The 17923-nt window shown below is 68.3% G+C and carries 15 protein-coding genes and 2 pseudogenes; 15 read left to right on the top strand and 2 right to left on the bottom strand.

What is annotated here, in order from left to right; translation table 11 throughout:
- Positions 1-592: 592 nt before the first annotated feature.
- Positions 593-1051 carry a D-erythrulose-4-phosphate isomerase gene (gene derI, locus D3273_RS25365; protein ID WP_129229752.1) on the bottom strand — a complete coding sequence of 153 codons (459 nt, stop codon included), beginning with the start codon at positions 1049-1051 and terminating at the stop codon, positions 593-595.
- Between the two features lie 366 nt (positions 1052-1417).
- Positions 1418-2311: an SMP-30/gluconolactonase/LRE family protein gene (locus D3273_RS25370; protein WP_129229753.1), complete on the bottom strand. Its 894-nt coding sequence runs from the start codon at positions 2309-2311 to the stop codon at positions 1418-1420.
- 132 nt (positions 2312-2443) lie between these two features.
- On the opposite strand from D3273_RS25370, the gene D3273_RS25375 reads away from it, so the two are divergent.
- From D3273_RS25375 to D3273_RS25440, 15 genes and pseudogenes are all read left to right on the top strand, one after another.
- Positions 2444-3337, top strand: a complete 894-nt coding sequence (locus D3273_RS25375) for a LysR substrate-binding domain-containing protein (RefSeq protein WP_129229754.1) — start codon at positions 2444-2446, stop codon at positions 3335-3337.
- Positions 3338-3515: 178 nt separating this feature from the next.
- Complete coding sequence (locus D3273_RS25380; RefSeq protein WP_129229755.1) at positions 3516-4985, top strand: sugar ABC transporter ATP-binding protein; 1470 nt, start codon at positions 3516-3518, stop codon at positions 4983-4985.
- Positions 4986-5007: 22 nt separating this feature from the next.
- Positions 5008-6021: an ABC transporter permease gene (locus D3273_RS25385; protein ID WP_428977808.1), complete on the top strand. Its 1014-nt coding sequence runs from the start codon at positions 5008-5010 to the stop codon at positions 6019-6021.
- A 59-nt stretch (positions 6022-6080) separates the two neighbouring features.
- Positions 6081-7043 (top strand): substrate-binding domain-containing protein, encoded by a 963-nt coding sequence (locus tag D3273_RS25390; protein WP_245501387.1) that lies wholly within the window; start codon positions 6081-6083, stop codon positions 7041-7043.
- A gap of 466 nt (positions 7044-7509) precedes the next feature.
- Positions 7510-8265: an SDR family NAD(P)-dependent oxidoreductase gene (locus tag D3273_RS25395; protein WP_129229757.1), complete on the top strand. Its 756-nt coding sequence runs from the start codon at positions 7510-7512 to the stop codon at positions 8263-8265.
- Positions 8258-9100 carry a transketolase gene (locus D3273_RS25400; RefSeq protein ID WP_129229758.1) on the top strand — a complete coding sequence of 281 codons (843 nt, stop codon included), beginning with the start codon at positions 8258-8260 and terminating at the stop codon, positions 9098-9100. Before D3273_RS25395 ends, D3273_RS25400 begins: the two co-directional genes overlap by 8 nt.
- Positions 9097-10098 carry a transketolase family protein gene (locus D3273_RS25405; protein WP_129229759.1) on the top strand — a complete coding sequence of 334 codons (1002 nt, stop codon included), beginning with the start codon at positions 9097-9099 and terminating at the stop codon, positions 10096-10098. The genes D3273_RS25400 and D3273_RS25405 overlap by 4 nt, the downstream gene beginning before the upstream one ends.
- Positions 10095-10982 (top strand): NAD(P)-dependent oxidoreductase, encoded by an 888-nt coding sequence (locus D3273_RS25410; RefSeq protein WP_129229760.1) that lies wholly within the window; start codon positions 10095-10097, stop codon positions 10980-10982. Before D3273_RS25405 ends, D3273_RS25410 begins: the two co-directional genes overlap by 4 nt.
- A gap of 41 nt (positions 10983-11023) precedes the next feature.
- The gene (locus D3273_RS25415; protein WP_129229761.1) at positions 11024-12040 is read left to right on the top strand and encodes a TRAP transporter substrate-binding protein; all 1017 of its coding nucleotides are present in this window, start codon (positions 11024-11026) and stop codon (positions 12038-12040) included.
- Positions 12040-13893 carry a TRAP transporter large permease gene (locus tag D3273_RS25420; protein WP_129229764.1) on the top strand — a complete coding sequence of 618 codons (1854 nt, stop codon included), beginning with the start codon at positions 12040-12042 and terminating at the stop codon, positions 13891-13893. The genes D3273_RS25415 and D3273_RS25420 overlap by 1 nt, the downstream gene beginning before the upstream one ends.
- A 49-nt stretch (positions 13894-13942) precedes the next feature.
- A pseudogene (locus tag D3273_RS28505) lies at positions 13943-14939 on the top strand (dihydroxyacetone kinase subunit DhaK).
- On the top strand, positions 14939-15595 hold the full coding sequence (dhaL, locus tag D3273_RS28510; RefSeq protein WP_165359692.1) for a dihydroxyacetone kinase subunit DhaL: 657 nt from the start codon (positions 14939-14941) through the stop codon (positions 15593-15595). The pseudogene D3273_RS28505 and the gene dhaL overlap by 1 nt, the downstream one beginning before the upstream one ends.
- Positions 15592-16434, top strand: a complete 843-nt coding sequence (locus D3273_RS25430) for a sugar phosphate isomerase/epimerase family protein (protein WP_165359693.1) — start codon at positions 15592-15594, stop codon at positions 16432-16434. The genes dhaL and D3273_RS25430 overlap by 4 nt, the downstream gene beginning before the upstream one ends.
- Positions 16431-17455 (top strand): annotated as a pseudogene (locus tag D3273_RS25435) (4-hydroxythreonine-4-phosphate dehydrogenase PdxA). Before D3273_RS25430 ends, D3273_RS25435 begins: the two are co-directional and overlap by 4 nt.
- Positions 17456-17477: 22 nt before the next feature.
- A partial coding sequence (locus D3273_RS25440; RefSeq protein WP_487343518.1) for a transposase family protein occupies positions 17478-17923 on the top strand: 446 nt, incomplete at its 3' end.

The following is a 17923-nucleotide window of genomic DNA, read 5'->3' on the forward strand; positions in this document are numbered from 1 at the left end:
CCCATTGCGCGGACACGTCCGCCGGACGCATCCGCCGTACGGTCGACGGCTTCGCTTGGTCGTTCGTTTGAGGATCACCACGGGAGGCACGGATCCACGGCGCCACTCCGCGATCGTCCGCTCCCGGTCGATCCGTTCCTGACAGCGACCCTTCCGCTCGCCACCCAGTTCCGCTGTCGGGCCGGAGTCGACCCTTTCACGCCATTGTCGGCGGCTTACGGCCTTCTCAGAAGCGGACGTTTCGACGTCGTGTTTCCTCCGTGAATGCCGAAGATGATACTCAGTCCGGCTTATCGCTCGCGCCTGTTAGTCCCAAATTGGAATGCCCTTTTGTATAAAATTGAGATCTGCGCAGTGATTCCTTGGCTGGTCAGGGGAGATCATCCGCGGACAGTTTCTGGGTATGAGCGCATCGAAGCGTGATCGTGCTTCGTTGGTTCGGAGTCATGCTGCTCGATTTAATTCGACGGCTCGGGCAGAGTTATACTGGAATCTAACGCTCGGGCATGTCGGCCCAGGCGCCGGCTCTTCGACGATCACCCCGCAGACGCTTGCAATAGGACAGTCATAGGCGCGTTTCCTAACATCGGCCTCATGCCTTCGAATACTTTTCGTCGAGTCTGTCGATAGCGCTGACGTTCCCGGCCGAGCTGCCGGTGGGATCAAAGTTCGAGGCAAGCCACGCATCTACCACGGCCTTCGCCAGTTCCGGCCCGACCACCCGGGCGCCGAGGGTGATAATCTGGGCATTGTTGCTGGTTGCGGCTTTGGCTGCCGAATAGGTGTCGTGGGTCAGCGCGGCCCGGATGCCCGGCACTTTGTTGGCCGAGATGCAGACCCCGATGCCCGTGCCACAGAACAGGATGCCGCGGTCGAACTCGCCTTTCGCGATCGCCAAGCCCACACGCTCCGAGGTGTCGGCGTAGAACTCCCGTGTCGAACCCGAGGGCGGCGATAGATCCGTGACGTCGACGCCCTTAGAGCCGAGGTGCTTGGCGATGACGTCGAGAAGCGGCTTGCCGGCGCCGTCCGCGCCGATGACGATCTTCATACTGTCCTCCCGAAAGCCACTCGGAACCGCCGAGCGCCCGCATCAAAAATCGAAAGGTTAGACCGAAATTTAAACATAATGTCACCCACAAGATCTTCACGTTCCTATCGCATACTGCCCCTACAATCACCTATCAGTTATATTACAAAATCGCCATACTTTTCTGTCTCTATCGGTCTGATGCTGTTTTTCGGCCCTCAGAGGTGCCGTAAGCTAGAATCAAACCGCCTAGAATCCACCGAGACGGCGCCGGGGTCGACCCGATCGAACCATTTAGCACTACTTGGATCACCCCCCAAGTCGATAAACGATGGCCAGGGCATGCGCTGAACATACTGCTCGGAAATAGACATCAAGAATTTCTACTCAGCGGCCAAGTTTGGGATAGTGCAGTGGAAGGCCGCGACAGGGCGCGGCCAACCGCTCGACGGCGCCGACGGAGACTTCTGTCACCAGGATTTCCCGCGCCTGCAGGGAGAAGGCAATGTTAGTGGGATCGCTCCCCTGCAGCGTAAGCCGCTCGGCGAGCCGGCCGTCGCCGTCGAGCACAGTTATGTTGCGTTGGCCGTAGACCGTGCAATAGAGCCGGCCGTCCTCGCCGAATGCCATGCCGTCGGGTCCCTTGAAGCCCGGGCGGTCGTCGGGCTGCAGCACGTTGCCGAAGGGTTCACGCCGGGGCTCGCCGGGGCCGAACACCTCGTAGCGGTACACATCGCCCGGCAGCGATGCGTTCGCGTACAGCCTGTGGCTGGCATCGAACGCGATGCCGTTGGTGAAGCGGATGCCGCGATCGAAGCGCCGCACGACCCGTCCGGCGCGCGGGTCGATCTCGTAGATCTTACCATCCCAGGGCAGGTCCATGAATCCCGGAACGAAATCCTGGCCTGAGATGAAGTCTTCCGCCGCCAGACCCGTGTCGGTCATGTAAAGGTGACCGTCGGGGCCGAACGCAAGATCGTTAGGGAACAAGAAACGGCCTTCCGCGTCCCCTTCGACGCGCAGCACCTCGCGCCCTTCCGGATCGATGCAGATCACGGCGCGCAACAGCGCCTCCGCGATCCAGATCATGCCGTCGCCGTCGAGGGCGAGGCCGTTGGGGCGTCCGCCGGTTTTCTTGACCACGCTGGCCCGACCGGCCGGGTCGAGCCGTGTCACGCAGCTCGTGGCCGCCGACATCTCGGTCACATACATGGAGCCGTCCGGCAGGGCGATCGGGCCTTCCGGCGCCTCGATCCCGGTCGCGAAGAAGCGATCGTCCAATGGACATCTCCCCAAAGCCGCGGCTCCGTCCTTGGTCCGCGGGCCGCTCGCAAAGGCCAGCATCGTCCGCTTCGACGGGTCGCTGCAACTGCAATTATTGCAAGTTTTGGTGAAATCGCCTCAACTGAGGTCATGCTGAGGAATCTATCGCTGTCCGCCGTCCGCGCCTTCGAGGCCGCCGCCCGGAACGGGTCGTTCCGTGCGGCCGCACAGGAGCTGAACTTGTCACCGAGCGCGGTCAGCCATGCGGTGATGAACCTCGAACAGGCGCTCGGCACATCCCTGTTCGAACGGACGGGGCGCATGGTCCGGCTGAGCCCCGACGGCGAGACTCTGATGCGGCACGTCGGCGCGGCCTTCGAGCAGTTGCGTATCGGCGTCGAGTCCGTCACCAACCGCGGACACCAACTGCTGCGCCTCCACTGCGCGCCTAGCTTCGCGGCCCAATGCTTGGTGCCGCGCCTCGCCGCGTTCCTGGCCGCCCACCCCGACATCGGCGTCAGGCTCGCCGCCAGCACGGATTACCCGCTCCTCGGCTCCGACGAGTTCGACGCCGACATCGTCTACGGGCCGGTGAGGGGCGAGGGGCTGGAAGCGCTGTCCCTCGGCGAGGAAACCGTGACGCCGCTCTGCGCGCCGTCTCTCGGGGAAAAGCTGCGGTCGCCGGAAGACCTGTTTCGCCTGGTGCTGATCCAGAGCGACCGCAAGCTGGTGCGCTGGCCCGACTGGTTCGCGGAGAACGGGTTCGCGGCGCAGCAGGGGGGAAGCGGCATGCGGTTTGATCGCAGCTTCCTCGCCATCGCGGCAGCGGCCGACGGCCTCGGGGTGGCCTTGGAATCGACGCGGCTGGCCGAGCGCGAACTGGCGACAGGCCGCCTCGTCGCGCCGTTGATCGGCAGTGCCCGCAACATCCGCTACGTCGGCCATCGCCTCGTCTATCCCAAGGCGGGGGCGAAGCGCCGAACCGTGAGGGTGTTTGCCGAGTGGCTGGCGGCGGAACTCGGCGAGCCCGCCCCTCTCACGTGAACACAGCTCAACGATCGATGTGATTTTCTCGCTTGCGCCATCCTCGTTGCGGCGGCGATCCTCGTGATGAGGGCGCAAAGCCCCACTGATTTCGATGACGAGGAAACCTCATGAGGGTTGCCGTCCCGCCCGCGGCCGTGCGCTGTAACGCGCCTTCGCGTTCCACCACGGGACGGCCGTGACCTCTCCCGCCTTCGCGCTCGAAGCGCTCGGTATCGAGAAGCGATTCGGCGCCACGCTGGTGCTGCAGGGTGCCGACCTGAAGGTGCGGCGGGCCGAGATCCACGCCCTTCTCGGTGGTAACGGCGCCGGCAAGTCGACGCTGATCCGCATCGTTTCGGGCGACATCGCGGCGAACGCCGGTGCGATCCGGGTCGGCGGCGCGGAAGCTTTCGACCGTGGCGCCGTCGCGGTCGTATATCAGGAACTCGCGCTGCTGCCTCACCTGTCGGTGGCCGAGAACATCCGGCTGCCGCGCCAGCGCCGACCTTTCGAAGTCTATCGGGCTGGGCGCGGCGACGACAGTGCTGCTGCATCGCTGGCCCTGATCGACCCTGCCCTACCCGCCGCCGTCCTCCACCGCCCCGCCGGGTCGCTGGACCTTCATCAGCGGCAGCTCGTTGAGATCGCCCGCGCGCTGCATTCGGGCGCACGGCTTCTCCTTCTCGACGAGCCTACTGCCAACCTCACCTTCGGCGAAAGCGAGCGGCTGTTCGCGATCCTGCGCCGGCTGGCCCGCGACGAGGGCATCAGCACCGTGCTGGTGTCGCATAGGATGAATGAGATCCGCGCCGTCGCCGACGTCTGCACGATCATCCGCGACGGACGTACGGTGGTGGACCGCATTCCCTTGGCCGAGATCGACGACGACGCCATCGTCACCGCCATGGGCCAGAGCCGCGCCGTGGAAGCCGTAGCGCCGCGTCAGAGTTCCGCGCCGGAAGGATCTCCGTCCCGGCTTGCGCTCCGCTGCGGCAAACTCCGGGTTTCGCTTGCGGCCGGCGACGTGCTCGGCCTCGCGGGCTCGCCCGACGGCCCCATGGACCTGATCGGGGCGCTCGTGGGTGTCGCCCCATCCCGCCGCTGGGACGTAGCCTTTGAGGGACGGCCGCTGCGCTTCAGCAGTCCAGCGGAGGCGGTGCGGCGGGGCGTTGGCTACGTGTCGGGCGACCGGGCCGAGAAGGGCATCCTGTCGACCCTGCCGATCACCGACAATGTGGTAGCCGCGCGCCGCGTGGCGCGGCGGACCGTGCTGGCGCTCGCCGACGAGGTCCGGCGCGCCGAAACAGCACTGCGCCGCCTGTCCATCAAGGCCGCCTCCGTCGACGTCCTGCCCCGCACCCTGAGCGGCGGCACGCAGCAGAAGCTGCTGCTCGCCCGCTGGCTCGATGTCACGCCCTCGATCCTGGTGCTGGAGGAGCCGACGCGCGGCGTCGATATCGGCACCAAGCGTGAGATCTACGAGATCGTCCGCCGCCTCGCCGAGGCCGGCACGACGGTGGTTTGGTGGTCGACCGAGTTTTCCGAACTCGCCGCGATCGCGTCCCGTGCGGTCGCTTTCGACCTTGCCGGCGAACCTAGCGCGGTCCTGGGCGCGGAGGACATGACCGAGGTTGCCCTCGCTCGGGCGACCGGGATGGCGGCGTGAAGCTGATGACGAGGACCATCACATGACCGACCTGTCCCGCCACGACATGCCCGTCGCCACTGCCGCACCGGCCCTCCCGCGCCGCGCCGGCCTGATGCTCAGGTCGCTGCGCTACTACCGTTCCGAGATCGCCATCGCGGCGGCGATTCTGCTGATCGACGCGGTCGTGAGTCTCTGGTCGCCCCAGGTCTTCACCGGCGGAAATACCGCCAACGTGGCCCAGGCGGCGGCGCCGCTCGTCGTCATGGCTCTCGGCGTCCTGGTTGTCGTCATCACGGGCGGGATCGACCTGTCGGTCGGCTCCACCTTCTCGCTGTCCGGCATGGTGGCGGGCTTGGCGCTGGGGGCGGGCTCGTCCTGGCCCGTCGCGGTTCTGGTCGGCCTGGGTGTCGGGGGCGCCGTCGGCCTCGCTAACGGGCTCCTCGTCACCTTCGTGGGGCTCGCGCCCTTCGTGGTGACGTTGATCAGCTACGCAGTGGCGGGCAGCCTCGCTTTCGTGATCACCGACGGGCACTCGATCGCGATTCTCGACCCTGACTTTTGGATGCTGAACGGCGGCGCGCTCGTTCCCGGGATCGTCAACTACCTCCTGTTCTGCCTCCTTGGCGTGGCAGGCCTGGAGTTTGCGCTGCGTAAGCTCGTGCTCGGGCGCTGGGTTTACGCCGTGGGCAGCAACGACAAGGCAGCGCGCCTGCTCGGCATTCCAGTCAGGGCGACGCGATGTGGCGTCTATGTGCTGTCGGGGCTCTGCGCCGCCTTCAGTAGCATGCTGAGCCTCAGCTACATCAGCAACGCCGAGGCGACCTCGGGCGGCAATATGATGCTGCAGGCCATCGCGGCCTGCGTGATCGGCGGCGCCTCGCTGTTCGGCGGCACGGGCTCGGCGATCGGCGCGATGCTCGGCGCGGTCATGATCACCGTGATCCAGAACGGCGTGAACCTGATCGGCATCAACAGCTTCTGGCAGGGCTCGGTCACCGGCCTCGTCATCCTGGTCGCGGTCCTGATCGACCGCGTCACCAAGGCCCGGGCCTGAAGAAGCCAGGGTCACCATAACGCAACGGGAGGAAAACCATGTCCACATTGCTACGATCGATGCTGCTCGGGACGGCAGTCGCCGCTGCTCTCAGTGCGGGGCCGGGCCATGCCGAAGACAAAAAGTTCACGGTCGCCTATATCGCACCCTCGCTCGACATCTCCTACTGGCAGTGGGTCGCCTACGGGGCCAAGACCAGGGCGGCCGAACTCGGCATGGCCTACATCGAGATGGATTCCCACAACTCGCCGACCGAGCAGATGACCAACATCCGCACGGCCCTCACGAAGGGCGTCGACGCGATCGTGATGGGGCCGGTCAGTTCGACCTCGACGCCGCCCGTGCTGCGCCTGCTGAAGGAGAAGAACGTGCCGGTCGCCTTCACGGGCATCGGCCCCCAGCCCGGCCAGACCGACTATACCTCCGCCGTCACGGCCAACAACTACGAGGCCGGCCAGCAGGAAGGCAAGTTCGTCTGCGGGCTCGCCAAGGAGCGTGGAGGCAAGGAGGTCGGCATGCTGTCCCTGCCGCAGGACCGCGAGAATGCCCAGAAATACCTCAAGGGCGCGCAGGAGTCCTTCGCGGCGGACGGCTGCACGCTCGTGCAGGTGCTCCAAACTCACGGGCTCACCGTCAAGGAGGCGGTCGACCAGGCCAACGACCTCCTGACGGCCCACCCGGACATCAAGGCCATCTACGGGATGTACGACGAGGCCGCGACGGGCGCCGCCAAGGCGCTGCAGACCCGCGGCCTCGTCGGCAAGGTCGGCGTCGCGACGGCGGACGGAAGCCCCACCACCGTCAAGCTTCTCAAGGACGGCACCATCCAGGGCCTGTTCCTGCAGGAAGCGGGCGGCCAGGGCATCGAAGCCACGCAGCAGGTGTTCAACGCCCTCACGGGCAAGCCCGTCACCAAGGACCTGCCGTTGCCCGAACCTCTCGTCACCGCCAAGGATGTGGACAGTCCCGAGGCGAAGGCGAAGCTGAAGCGAGTGTATCCGCCGAGTGCCGGAGACTATTGATCCTCGACGGCGCCCTGCAACGCCGCTGGTTCAATGAACGACGAGGCGACGAGCTTCGATGGTGTCTGACTCTCCCAGGCTGGGCGTGACGGCGCCGCGGAGCCATCGCCCCACCGCGGCGAGCGCGCGGGGCGCGTGCCTCGTCTGGAGGGTTCTGGCGTCGGCCATGATCTCGGACGCGGACCGCCGATCCGCTGCGCTGCCGATATGGTCCATCTAAAATTCCCGCTCTCGCGCTTCGCGTTGCGGAGCAGCATAGTCATTTCGCATCGCAACATCGAGGGCGGGAGCCGTCCGAATCGTGCATGGCTGCGCTTCAGCCGTCGCAGCCCGACTTTAACCCGATCGCGACGGATCGCCCGAATGCCGCAACGAAGGTGAAGCGATTTCACCGATCATCGAAAACTTCGCGCTTGTCGGCGAGCCCGTGCGCCCCGACACTGAACTCAATCAAGGGAGGAAACACGTGCTGCTTTCCGGCAAGACCGCCGTCATATCGGGGGCCGCGAGCCTGCGGGGTATCGGGCTCTGCACGGCCCGCCTGTTCGCCGACCATGGCGCCCGCATCGCCATTCTCGACCTCGACGAAGGCGCCGCGCGAAACGCCGCCGACACGCTCGGAGGAGAAGGCCACATCGGGCTCGCCTGCGACGTCACCGACAAGCCCGCCTGCGAGGCCGCGGTGCGGTCCGTGCTCGACGCCTTCGGGCGCATCGACGTGCTGGTCAACAACGCCGGCATCACGCAGCCAGTCAAGTTCCTCGACATCGCGCCCGAAAACTACGACGCCGTCATGGACGTCAGCCTGCGCGGCACGCTGTACCTGAGCCAAGCCGCGATCCCCGCGATGCGGGCACAGCGCGCGGGATCCATCGTCTGCATGTCGTCGGTCTCGGCGCAGCGCGGCGGCGGCATCTTCGGCGGCCCGCATTATTCCGCCGCCAAGGCCGGCGTGCTTGGCCTCGCCAAGGCCATGGCGCGCGAGTTCGGCCCCGACAACATCCGCGTGAACTCGGTCACACCCGGCCTGATCCAGACCGACATCACGGCGGGCCGGCTCACCGACACCATGCGGGCCGACATCCTCAAGGGCATCCCGCTGAACCGGCTCGGCGACGCCGCGGACGTGGCCGGCGTCTGCCTGTTCCTGGCGTCCGACCTGTCGTCGTATCTCACCGGCACGGCTATCGACGTGAACGGGGGCATGCTGATCCATGGCTGAGCCAGCCCTGTCCAACGTCGGCCTCGCCGAGCGCGCCTACCGCATCCGCCGAAACGCCCTGCGCATGGGCGAGGTGCAGGGCCAGGGCTACGTCGGCCAGGCGCTCGGCGTCGCCGACGTGCTGGCCGTCTCCTACTTCCACGCGCTCAACTACCGCGCCGAGGACCCGCACTGGGAGGGGCGCGACCGCTTCCTCCTGTCGATCGGACATTACGCGATCGCGCTCTATGCGGCGCTGATCGAGGCCGGGATCCTGCCCGAGGACGAGCTCGAAACCTACGGCTCGGACGGTAGCCGCCTGCCCATGTCGGGCATGGCCTCCTACACGCCCGGCATGGAGATCACCGGCGGCTCGCTCGGCCAGGGGCTCGGCATCGCGGTCGGCATGTGCCTCGGCCTGAAGCGCAAACGCTCGGACGCCTTCGTTTACAATCTCCTGTCGGACGGCGAGCTCAACGAAGGCTCGACCTGGGAAGCGGCGATGAGCGCCTCCCATTGGAAGCTCGACAACCTCGTGGCCCTCGTCGACGTCAACAACCAGCAGGCCGATGGCGCGTCATCGGGCGTGCTGGGCTTCGAGCCGCTGGCCGCCCGCTGGGAGGCTTTCGGGTGGCAGGCGTGGCGGGTCGACGGCAACGACATCGCGGCGCTCACGGCCGCCTTCGACGCGGCCCGCGCGTCTACCGAGCCGAAGCCGCGCGTGCTGATCTGCGACACGCTGATGGGCCGCGGTGTGCCTTTCCTGGAGACGCGCGAGAAGGCCCATTTTATCCGCGTCGACGCCGATGAATGGGGGATCGCCCTGGACCAGCTCGACGCCGGGAGGACCGCATGAGCCAGACCGCAGCCAAGCCGCGGCTCACCACGTCGGCGATGATCGCCTCGCTGGCCGAGGCCGGCCAGCGCACCGCGCCCGCGCCATTCGGCCACGCCCTCGTGAAGCTCGCGGCCGAGCGGTCCGACATCGTCGGTCTGACGGCGGACCTCGCCAAATACACCGACCTCCACGTCTTCGCCCAGGCCCACCCGGACCGGTTCTACCAGATGGGCATGGCCGAGCAGCTCCTCATGAGCGCCGCGGCGGGGCTGGCGCGGGAAGGCTTCCTGCCCTTCGCCACCACCTACGCGGTCTTCGCGTCGCGCCGCGCCTACGACTTCATTTGCATGGCCATCGCGGAGGAGAATCTCCCCGTGAAGATCGTCTGCGGCCTGCCCGGCCTGACCACGGGCTACGGGCCGAGCCATCAGGCGACGGAGGACGTGGCGATCTTCCGCGGCCTCCCCAACATGACGATCGTCGACCCCTGCGACGCGGTCGACATCGCCGGCGCCGTGCCCGAGATCGCCGCGCATCCAGGGCCGGTCTACATGCGGCTGCTGCGCGGCAACGTGCCGATGGTGCTGGACGAATACGATTATTCCTTCAAGCTCGGCCGTGCCGCCCTGCTGCGGGACGGCGCCGACGTCCTGATCGTGTCGTCGGGCTTCATGACGATGCGGGCGCTCGACGCCGCCAAGGCGCTCGAAGCCGACGGGATCGGCGCCGCGGTGCTGCATAGCCCGACGATCAAGCCGCTCGACGAGGCCGCGATCCTGCGCGAGGCCGGCCGCGGCGGCCGGCTCGTCGTGGTGGCGGAGAACCATTCGGTCGTGGGCGGGCTCGGCGAGGCCGTGGCGAGCCTGCTGATGCGGCACCGCGTGTCGCCCGTCTTCAAGCAGGTCGGCCTGCCCGACGCCTTCCTGCTCGCCGGCGCCCTGCCGACGCTGCACGACCGCTACGGCATCTCGACGGCCGCCATGACGACGTCGATCAAGCGCTGGCTCGGCGAATGAGCGGGCGCATCGAGACGGTCGGCTTCATCGGCCTCGGCGCCATGGGCCGGCCCATGGCGGCCAATCTCGTCAAGCGCGGCTTCCGAGTGCGGGGCTTCGACGTCAGCGAAGTAGGACGTGACGCACTGGCGGCGGCCGGCGGCGAGCCCGCGGCTTCCGCCGCAGAGGCCGCGACCGGGGCTGACGTCCTGGTTCTCATGGTGGTCAACGCCGACCAGGCCCGCGCGGTGCTGTTCGAGGCGGGGGCGCTCGACGCCCTGCCGCGGGGGCGCTGCGTGGTGCTGATGGCGACCTGCCCGCCCGGCGCCGTCGAGGAGATCGCCGCGCGGGTCGCGGCGGCCGGCCGGGTGCTGGTCGACGCGCCAGTGTCGGGCGGCGTCGCAGGGGCGACCGCGGCATCCCTCACGATCATGGCCGCCGCGCCGGCCGAGCACGTCGCGGCGGTCAGGCCCGTGCTCGATGCGCTCGGCGGCAAGGTCGTCCACGTCGGCGAGCGGCCCGGTCAGGGCGCCACCGTCAAGGCGGTCAACCAACTGCTCTGCGGCGTGCACATCGCCGCCGCCGCAGAGGCACTTGCGCTGGCCGCTAAGGTCGGCGTCGACACGGGCGTGATGCTCGACATCGTGTGCGGCTCGGCGGCGTCGAGCTGGATGTTGAGGGACCGCGGCCCACGGATGCTGGAGGCGGACCCGCCCGTGACCAGCGCGGTCGACATCTTCGTCAAGGACCTCGGCATCGTGCTCGAAGCCGGCCGGGATGCGATGGCGGCGCTGCCGCTCGCTGCACTCGCCCACCAACTCTTCCTGGCGTCTTCTGCACAGGGCCACGGCAGGGCCGACGACAGCCAGCTCATACGGACCTACCATGGCTTGAACGGCGCCTGAGAGCGCTTGGGCCGGGAAGAAACGATCGGGGAGGAACCAGAATGAAAATCACCACGCTTACCCGCCGCGCTTTGCTGGCCGGCGCCGCATCCGTGCCGATGATCACCCTGATCTCGCAGCGGGGATCGGCGGCCGAGTTCACCTACAAGTTCGCGACCGGCCAGGACCCCACCCACCCGGTCAACATCCGGGCCGGCGAGGCGCTCGACCGTATCCGGGAGGCCTCGAACGGCCGGCTCGACATGAAGCTGTTCCCGGCCAACCAACTCGGGTCGGACACTGACCTCCTGAGCCAGGTCCGTAATGGGGGCGTCGAGTTCTTCAATCTCGCGACCTCCATCCTGAACACGCTCGTGCCGGCGGCCGGACTGGTCAACATCGGCTTCGCGTTCAAGGACTACGACGACGTCTGGAAGGCGGTGGACGGCCAGCTCGGCCAGTACATCGCGGGGCAGATCGCCAAGGTCGGGCTGGTGTCGGTGACGCCGCTCTGGAACAACGGCTTTCGGCAGATCACCTCCTCGACCCGCGAGATCCTGACGCCGGACGACCTCAAGGGTTTCAAGATGCGCGTGCCGCCCGCGCCGATCCTGACGTCGCTGTTCCAAGACATCGGCGCCTCGCCGACGCCCATCAATTTCAACGAGCTGTATTCCGCCCTGCAGACCAAGATCGTCGAAGGACAGGAGAACCCGCTCGCGATCATCGCGACCACCAAGCTCTACGAGGTGCAGAAGTCGCTCAGCATGACGAGCCACGTGTGGGACGGCTACCAGATCCTCGGCAACCGCCGCGCTTGGGAAAAGCTGCCTCAAGATCTCAAGGACATCGTGGGGCGCGAACTCGCCCGGTCCGGACAGGAGGAGCGCGCCGACGTGATCAGGCTCAGCGACAGCCTGCGCAAAACCCTGACCGACAAGGGCATGGCGTTCCACGACGTCGACCGCGCCAAGTTCAGAGACGCGCTCAAGACCACGAGCTACTACAAGGACTGGAAGGCCAAGTTCGGCGACGAGGCTTGGCACGTGCTCGAAACCACGACGGGCAGCCTCGCCTGATGGCGGCGCTGGCCCAGGCGACGGCGCCCCCGGCGGCACGCTCGTTCTCCTTCCTGGCCGAGCGAGCCGTCCTCCGGGCCATGGAGGCCGTCGCGGCTGTGCTGGTGGTCGCCGAAGTCGTCATCCTGCTGATGGGCGTCGTGTCGCGCTTCGTGTTCGATCGGCCCCTGGTGTGGAGCGACGAGCTCGCGTCGTTGCTCTTCCTGTGGCTCGCCATGGTGGGGGCCGCCATCGCGCTGTCGCGCGGCGCCCACATGCGCCTGTCGACCGTCACGGCCATGCTGTCGCCGGCTTGGCGACTGCGCCTCGATGCGCTGGCGGTCGGCGTACCGCTGGTGTTCCTCGCGCTCCTGTTCGGCCCGGCGCGGGACTACGTCGAGGACCAGGGATTCATCGAAACGCCGGCGCTGAGCTGGCCCGGCAGCATCCGCGCCTACGCGATGCTGGCGGGCATCGGGCTCATGCTGCTGATCGCGGCCTTGAAGCTTCTGCGTCTCGGCTGGCGCGACCTCCTCGTCGCGACGGCGGCGCTCGGGACCCTCGGTGTCGTCCTGTGGGCCGCGGCATCTGCCCTCACGGCCATGGGCAACTGGAACCTGCTGATCTTCTTCGTGCTGCTCGTCGGCGGGGCGGTGTTGCTCGGCGTTCCGATCGCCTTCGCGTTCGGCCTCGCCACCGCGGCCTATCTGCTGACTACCACCTCGACGCCTCTGCCGGTGGTGGTGGGGCGGCTCGACGAGGGCATGAGCTCACTCATCCTGCTCGCCGTGCCGCTGTTCGTGCTGCTCGGCCAGTTGGTCGACGCGACCGGCATGGCCCGCGCGATGGTGGCCTTCCTCGCGGCGCTGATCGGCCACGTGCGGGGCGGCCTCTCCTACGTGCTGCTCGGCGGCATGCTGCTCGTATCGGGCATCTCGGGCTCCAAGGCGGCCGACATGGCCGCTGTGGCGCCCGTGCTGTTCCCGGAGATGAAGCGGCGGGGCCTCGACGAGGGCGAGATGGTGTCGCTGCTCGCCGCCTCGGGCGCCATGGCCGAGACCATCCCGCCCTCGCTGGTGCTGATCGCCATCGCGTCGGTGACGGGCGTGTCGATTTCGGCACTTTTCACCGGGGGCCTTCTGCCCGGCATCGTGCTGGCGCTGGCGCTGGCGTTCCTCGCCCGGCAGCGGACCCACGAGGCCCCGACGACCCGCGCGCCGCTGGCGGTCGTCGGCAGGACGTTCCTGGTCGGCCTGCCGGCCCTGGTGCTGCCGGTGCTGATCCGAACCGCGGTGGTCGAGGGTGTCGCCACCGCGACCGAGGTGTCCACCATCGGCATCGCCTATTGCGCGGTGGTGGGCGTGGGCGTGTATCGCCAGTTCGACTGGCGCCGCGCCTACCCGATGCTGGTCGAGACCGCGACGCTGTCGGGCGCCATCCTGTTCATCATCGGCGCCGCCACCGGGATGGCTTGGGCGTTGACGCAATCGGGGTTCTCGCAGTCGCTGGCGCGCGTCATGGGCTCGGTGCCGGGCGGGCAATGGGGATTCCTAGCGATCTCGGTGCTGGCCTTCATCGTCCTCGGCAGCGTGCTGGAAGGCATCCCCGCCATGGTGCTGTTCGGCCCGCTGCTGTTCCCCATCGCGCGGCAGATCGGCGTCAACGAGGTCCACTACGCCATCGTGATCATCCTCGCCATGGGCATCGGCCTGTTCGCGCCGCCCTTCGGGCTCGGCTATTACACGGCCTGCACGATCGGCAAGGTCCATCCCGACATCGCGCTGAAGAAGATCTGGCCCTACCTCGGCGTGCTCACGCTGACGCTGCTGCTGCTCGCCGCCGTGCCGTGGTTCTCGACCGGCTTCCTGCCCTGACCCGGCCCGGCGCATCCATCATGTATCCCTCTCTCGAAAGAGCACATCGATGAACCGCGTGATCGACGATCCCGAGGAGGTCGCGGATGGCTTCATCCGCGGCGCGCTTCTGGCGCGGCCCGACCTCCTCGCCCCGACCGAGCACCCGCGCGTGGTGCGTCGGGCCGGCGCGGCCGAGCCTCGCGTAGCCGTCGTCACGGGCGGCGGCTCGGGGCACGAGCCGGCCTTCGTGGGCTACGTGGGACCGGGCCTCGTCGACGCCGTGGCGATCGGCGAGATCTTCGCCTCCCCGACGGCCAAGAGCTTCCACGCCGCCTTCAAGGCCGCGGACCGGGGGCACGGGGTCGCCTGCCTCTATGGCAACTACGCCGGCGACAACATGAACGTGAAGATGGCGGTCAAGCTCGCCGCCAAGGACGGGATCACGGTCAAGACCGTGGTGGCCGACGACGACGTCGCCTCTGCGCCCGCGGACGAGCGGGGCAGCCGCCGCGGCGTCGCCGGCGAGATCCTGATGTGGAAGGTCGGGGCTGCGCGGGCCGCCGAGGGCGGCACGCTCGACGAGGTCGTGGCCGCGGCCCGGCACGCGCTCGACAACACCCGCTCGATCGGCATCGGCCTGCACGATCCCGGCCAACGGCAAGCCCAATTTCTCGATCCCCGACGGCAGCATGGAGGTCGGCATCGGCCACCACGGCGAGCCTGGCATTGCCGTCCTGCCGACCGCCCCTGCGGCCGAGATGGCGAGGTTGATGGTCGAGCGCATCGTCGAAGACCTGCCGTTCGGGCGCGGAGATTCCGTCACGGTGCTGGTGTCGGGGCTCGGCGCGACGCCGCTGATGGAGCTGTACCTGCTCTACGGGCACGTCGACGCGCTCCTGCGCGAACGCGCCATCACGCCCGTGCGGCGGCTCGTCGGCAACTACTTCACCTCACTGGAGATGAACGGCGTCTCGCTCACCCTCATGCGGATGGATGCGGAACTCGAACGCCTGATGGCCGCGCCCTGCGGCTCGATCGGACTGACGCTGACGGAGGGCTGGTGATGGACGACGTGGATCTCAAGGCGGCCGGCCCCGTCGTCCTCGACCTCGTCGCGGCGGTGGTTCGCGAAAAGGATCGCCTGAGCGAGATCGACGGGGCGACCGGCGACGGCGACCACGGCGTCAACATGGGCAAAGGCTTTCGCCTCGCCGGTGAGAAGCTCGGCCGGCTCGGCGCCTTCGACCTCGCCACGGGCTTCTCGACGCTCGGCGACACGCTGCTCGGCGACATCGGCGGCTCGATGGGGCCGCTCTACGGCACCTTCTTCACCGACATGGCGGACAGCCTCGCGGGCGCCGACGTCCTCGACCGCGCCCGCTGCGCCGCCATGCTGCGCGCCGGCCTCGACGCCGTCCAGGGCCTCGGCGATGCCAAGCCGGGCGACAAGACCCTGGTCGACGTGCTGCAGCCCGCCGTCGCGGCCTTCGACGCCGCCGCGGTGAAGGGCGAGGACTTCGCGGCCTGCCTCGACGCGATGACGAACGCCGCCGCGGCGGGCCTCGAAGCGACGCGCGGCATGGTGGCCCGCCTCGGGCGGGCTGCGCGGCTCGGGGAGCGCTCCCGCGGTCATCTCGACGCGGGGGCGGCCTCCTGCGACCTCCTGCTGCGCACCCTGGCCGGCGGCCTCCAGGCCCGCCTGGCGGGGACCGTCGCGTGAGGGCCGTCTCGATCTCGGCCGCGCCCTATGACGGCTATCCCTTCCCGCAGGTCTGCGACAGCCTCGCGGCCTGCGGCGCACGCTATGTCGAGCCAGCCTTCATCGTCGGCTACACCGAGCCTTTCGACGAGACGAGCTTCCGCCCCGCCGAAGCCCGGGCTCATCGCGCCGCCCTCGACGCCAGCGGGCTCGCCTGCCACGCTTTTTCGTCCCACATCGACCTCGGCCGGGACGACGCGGTCGAGGTGTTCAAGTGGCGGATGGACTTCGCCGCCGCCCTCGGCGCCGCCGTGATCAACACCAACGCGGCCGAGCGGAGCCGGGCGGCCCGCTTCCGCGACAACATCGGGCCGCTCGCCGAACACGCGGCGGCGCTCGGCCTCGTCATCGGTCTTGAAAATCCTGGCAATGGCGAGGACAACCTTGTCAACGCCGCCGCTGATGGCCTGGAGTTGCTGCGCGAACTCGCCCTGCCGGCGGTGCGGCTCAACTACGACCCGGGCAACACGGCCTCGCATCGCCCGGGCCGCATCAACGCGTCCGCCGACGCGGTCGCGGCGCTTCCGGGCTGCGCACATTTCCACCTCAAGGACGTGCGTCGCGACGCCGACGGCTGGCGCTTCGTCGTGCCCGGGACGGGGGATATCGATTGCGCGGCCATCATGGAGGGTTTGGCGGCGCGCGCCGACCTGCCTTTCGCGGTGGAACTGCCGCTCCGCCTGCGTCGCGGCCCCGACGCTCAGCCGATCCGGGCCTCCGCGCCGGTGCCGCTCGCCGCGATTCAGGCCGCGGTGCGGGACTGCCTCGCCTTCGTGCGCCGTTGGATCCCGGAAGCATGAGCCGGCCCCTCGTCGCCCTGATCCTCGGCGATCCGGCGGGGATCGGCCCCGAACTGACCGCCAAGCTGCTCGCCAGCGAGGAGGTGCGCGCGGCCAAGCGCCTCCTCGTGATCGGCGACCGGCGTGTGCTGGAGAGCGGTGCCGCGGTAGCCGGAGTGACGCTCGACGTCGAGGATGTCGCCGACGCCGGGGCCCGAATCTTCGGCGGACGCCCCCCCCTGCTCGGGGGCGGCCGGATCGATCCCGCCACGGTCCGTCGCGGCGCGCGAGGGCGACGCCTTCGCTCGCCAACTACCGGCCGGCCCTCGATCTCGCCGCGCGGGGTGCCGTCGATGCAGTCTGCTACATGCCCTTCAACAAGGCGGCTCTCAAATTGGCCGAGCCCGGCTACGGCGACGACGCGGTCTTCACGGCCGCGGCGCTCGGCCACGCGGGACCCGCGAGCGAGTTCAACGTGCTCGGAAGCCTGTGGAACGCGCGCGTGACCTCCCACATCCCAGTGTCGGAGGCCGCGTCCCGCATCACGACCGCCTCGGTCCTGCGCGGCATCCGCCTGACGGACGCGGCGATGCGGGCCGCGGGCGTTGCTGCCCCGCGCATCGCCGTCGCGGCTCTGAACCCGCACGCCGGCGACGGTGGCAACTTCGGGCGGGAGGAGATCGACGTCCTCGCGCCGGCAGTGGAGCGGGGGCGCCGCGAGGGCATGGAGGTCGAGAGTCCGTTCCCGTCCCACACGGTCTTCCTCCGCGCCCGGGCCGGCCTGTTCGATGCCGTGCTGACGATGTACCATGACCAGGGGCAGATCGCGATGAAGCTGATGGGCTTCGATCGCGGCGTCACCTTCCTGGGCGGCTTCGCCTTCCCGATCTGCACGCCGGCGCACGGCACCGCCTACGAAATCGCGGGCCGGGGCGTCGCAGACGCCGGCGCGTCCGTCGCTGCCGTCCTGCTCGCGGCCGGGATGGCGACGAGCCGCCTAGGTGTTCAGTCCCGCGGTGTGATGGTGCAAACTCACCCCTGACTCGTCAGCAGGAGGATGGCCTATGGCAAGCGTGCTCCACGGCAGCGCCCGAACGACGCCGCGCGTTCGAGCCGAGCTCCAAGAAGCGCAAGCGTGGTCCCGCACCCTTGCCCGCCAATATGGCATCGACCCCAAGACCGTCCTGAAGTGGCGCAAGCGCACCACCACGGCGGACGCTCCGATGGGACCGGCCAAACCCCGCTCCACGACCCTGACTGAGGCCGAGGAGGCCATCGTGGTCGAGTTCCGCAAGCGTACGCTGTTGCCCCTCGACGACATGCTGGGCTGCCTGAAGGACAGCATTCCCAAGCTGACCCGGAGCGCGCTCCACCGTTGTCTCGTTCGCAACGGCATCTCTCCACTTCCCAAAGACCCGACGAACAGCTCGAAGCGTAAGACGTTCAAGAACACCGAGATCGGTTTTGTCCATATCGACAGCTGTGAGCTACGATCAGCTGAAGGGAAGCT

Source organism: Lichenibacterium minor (assembly GCF_004137685.1).
In the GTDB taxonomy this organism is placed as follows: Bacteria; Pseudomonadota; Alphaproteobacteria; order Rhizobiales; family Beijerinckiaceae; genus Lichenihabitans; species Lichenihabitans minor.

What these genes read in the sequence shown, in the direction of transcription:
- derI (WP_129229752.1), bottom strand. Translation starts at nt 1,051, where the DNA reads ATGAAGATCGTCATCGGCGCGGACGGCGCCGGCAAGCCGCTTCTCGAC.
- D3273_RS25375 (WP_129229754.1), top strand. Translation starts at nt 2,444, where the DNA reads ATGCTGAGGAATCTATCGCTGTCCGCCGTCCGCGCCTTCGAGGCCGCC.
- D3273_RS25385 (WP_428977808.1), top strand. Translation starts at nt 5,008, where the DNA reads ATGACCGACCTGTCCCGCCACGACATGCCCGTCGCCACTGCCGCACCG.
- D3273_RS25390 (WP_245501387.1), top strand. Translation starts at nt 6,081, where the DNA reads ATGCTGCTCGGGACGGCAGTCGCCGCTGCTCTCAGTGCGGGGCCGGGC.
- D3273_RS25400 (WP_129229758.1), top strand. Translation starts at nt 8,258, where the DNA reads ATGGCTGAGCCAGCCCTGTCCAACGTCGGCCTCGCCGAGCGCGCCTAC.
- D3273_RS25405 (WP_129229759.1), top strand. Translation starts at nt 9,097, where the DNA reads ATGAGCCAGACCGCAGCCAAGCCGCGGCTCACCACGTCGGCGATGATC.
- D3273_RS25410 (WP_129229760.1), top strand. Translation starts at nt 10,095, where the DNA reads ATGAGCGGGCGCATCGAGACGGTCGGCTTCATCGGCCTCGGCGCCATG.
- D3273_RS25415 (WP_129229761.1), top strand. Translation starts at nt 11,024, where the DNA reads ATGAAAATCACCACGCTTACCCGCCGCGCTTTGCTGGCCGGCGCCGCA.
- D3273_RS25420 (WP_129229764.1), top strand. Translation starts at nt 12,040, where the DNA reads ATGGCGGCGCTGGCCCAGGCGACGGCGCCCCCGGCGGCACGCTCGTTC.
- dhaL (WP_165359692.1), top strand. Translation starts at nt 14,939, where the DNA reads ATGGACGACGTGGATCTCAAGGCGGCCGGCCCCGTCGTCCTCGACCTC.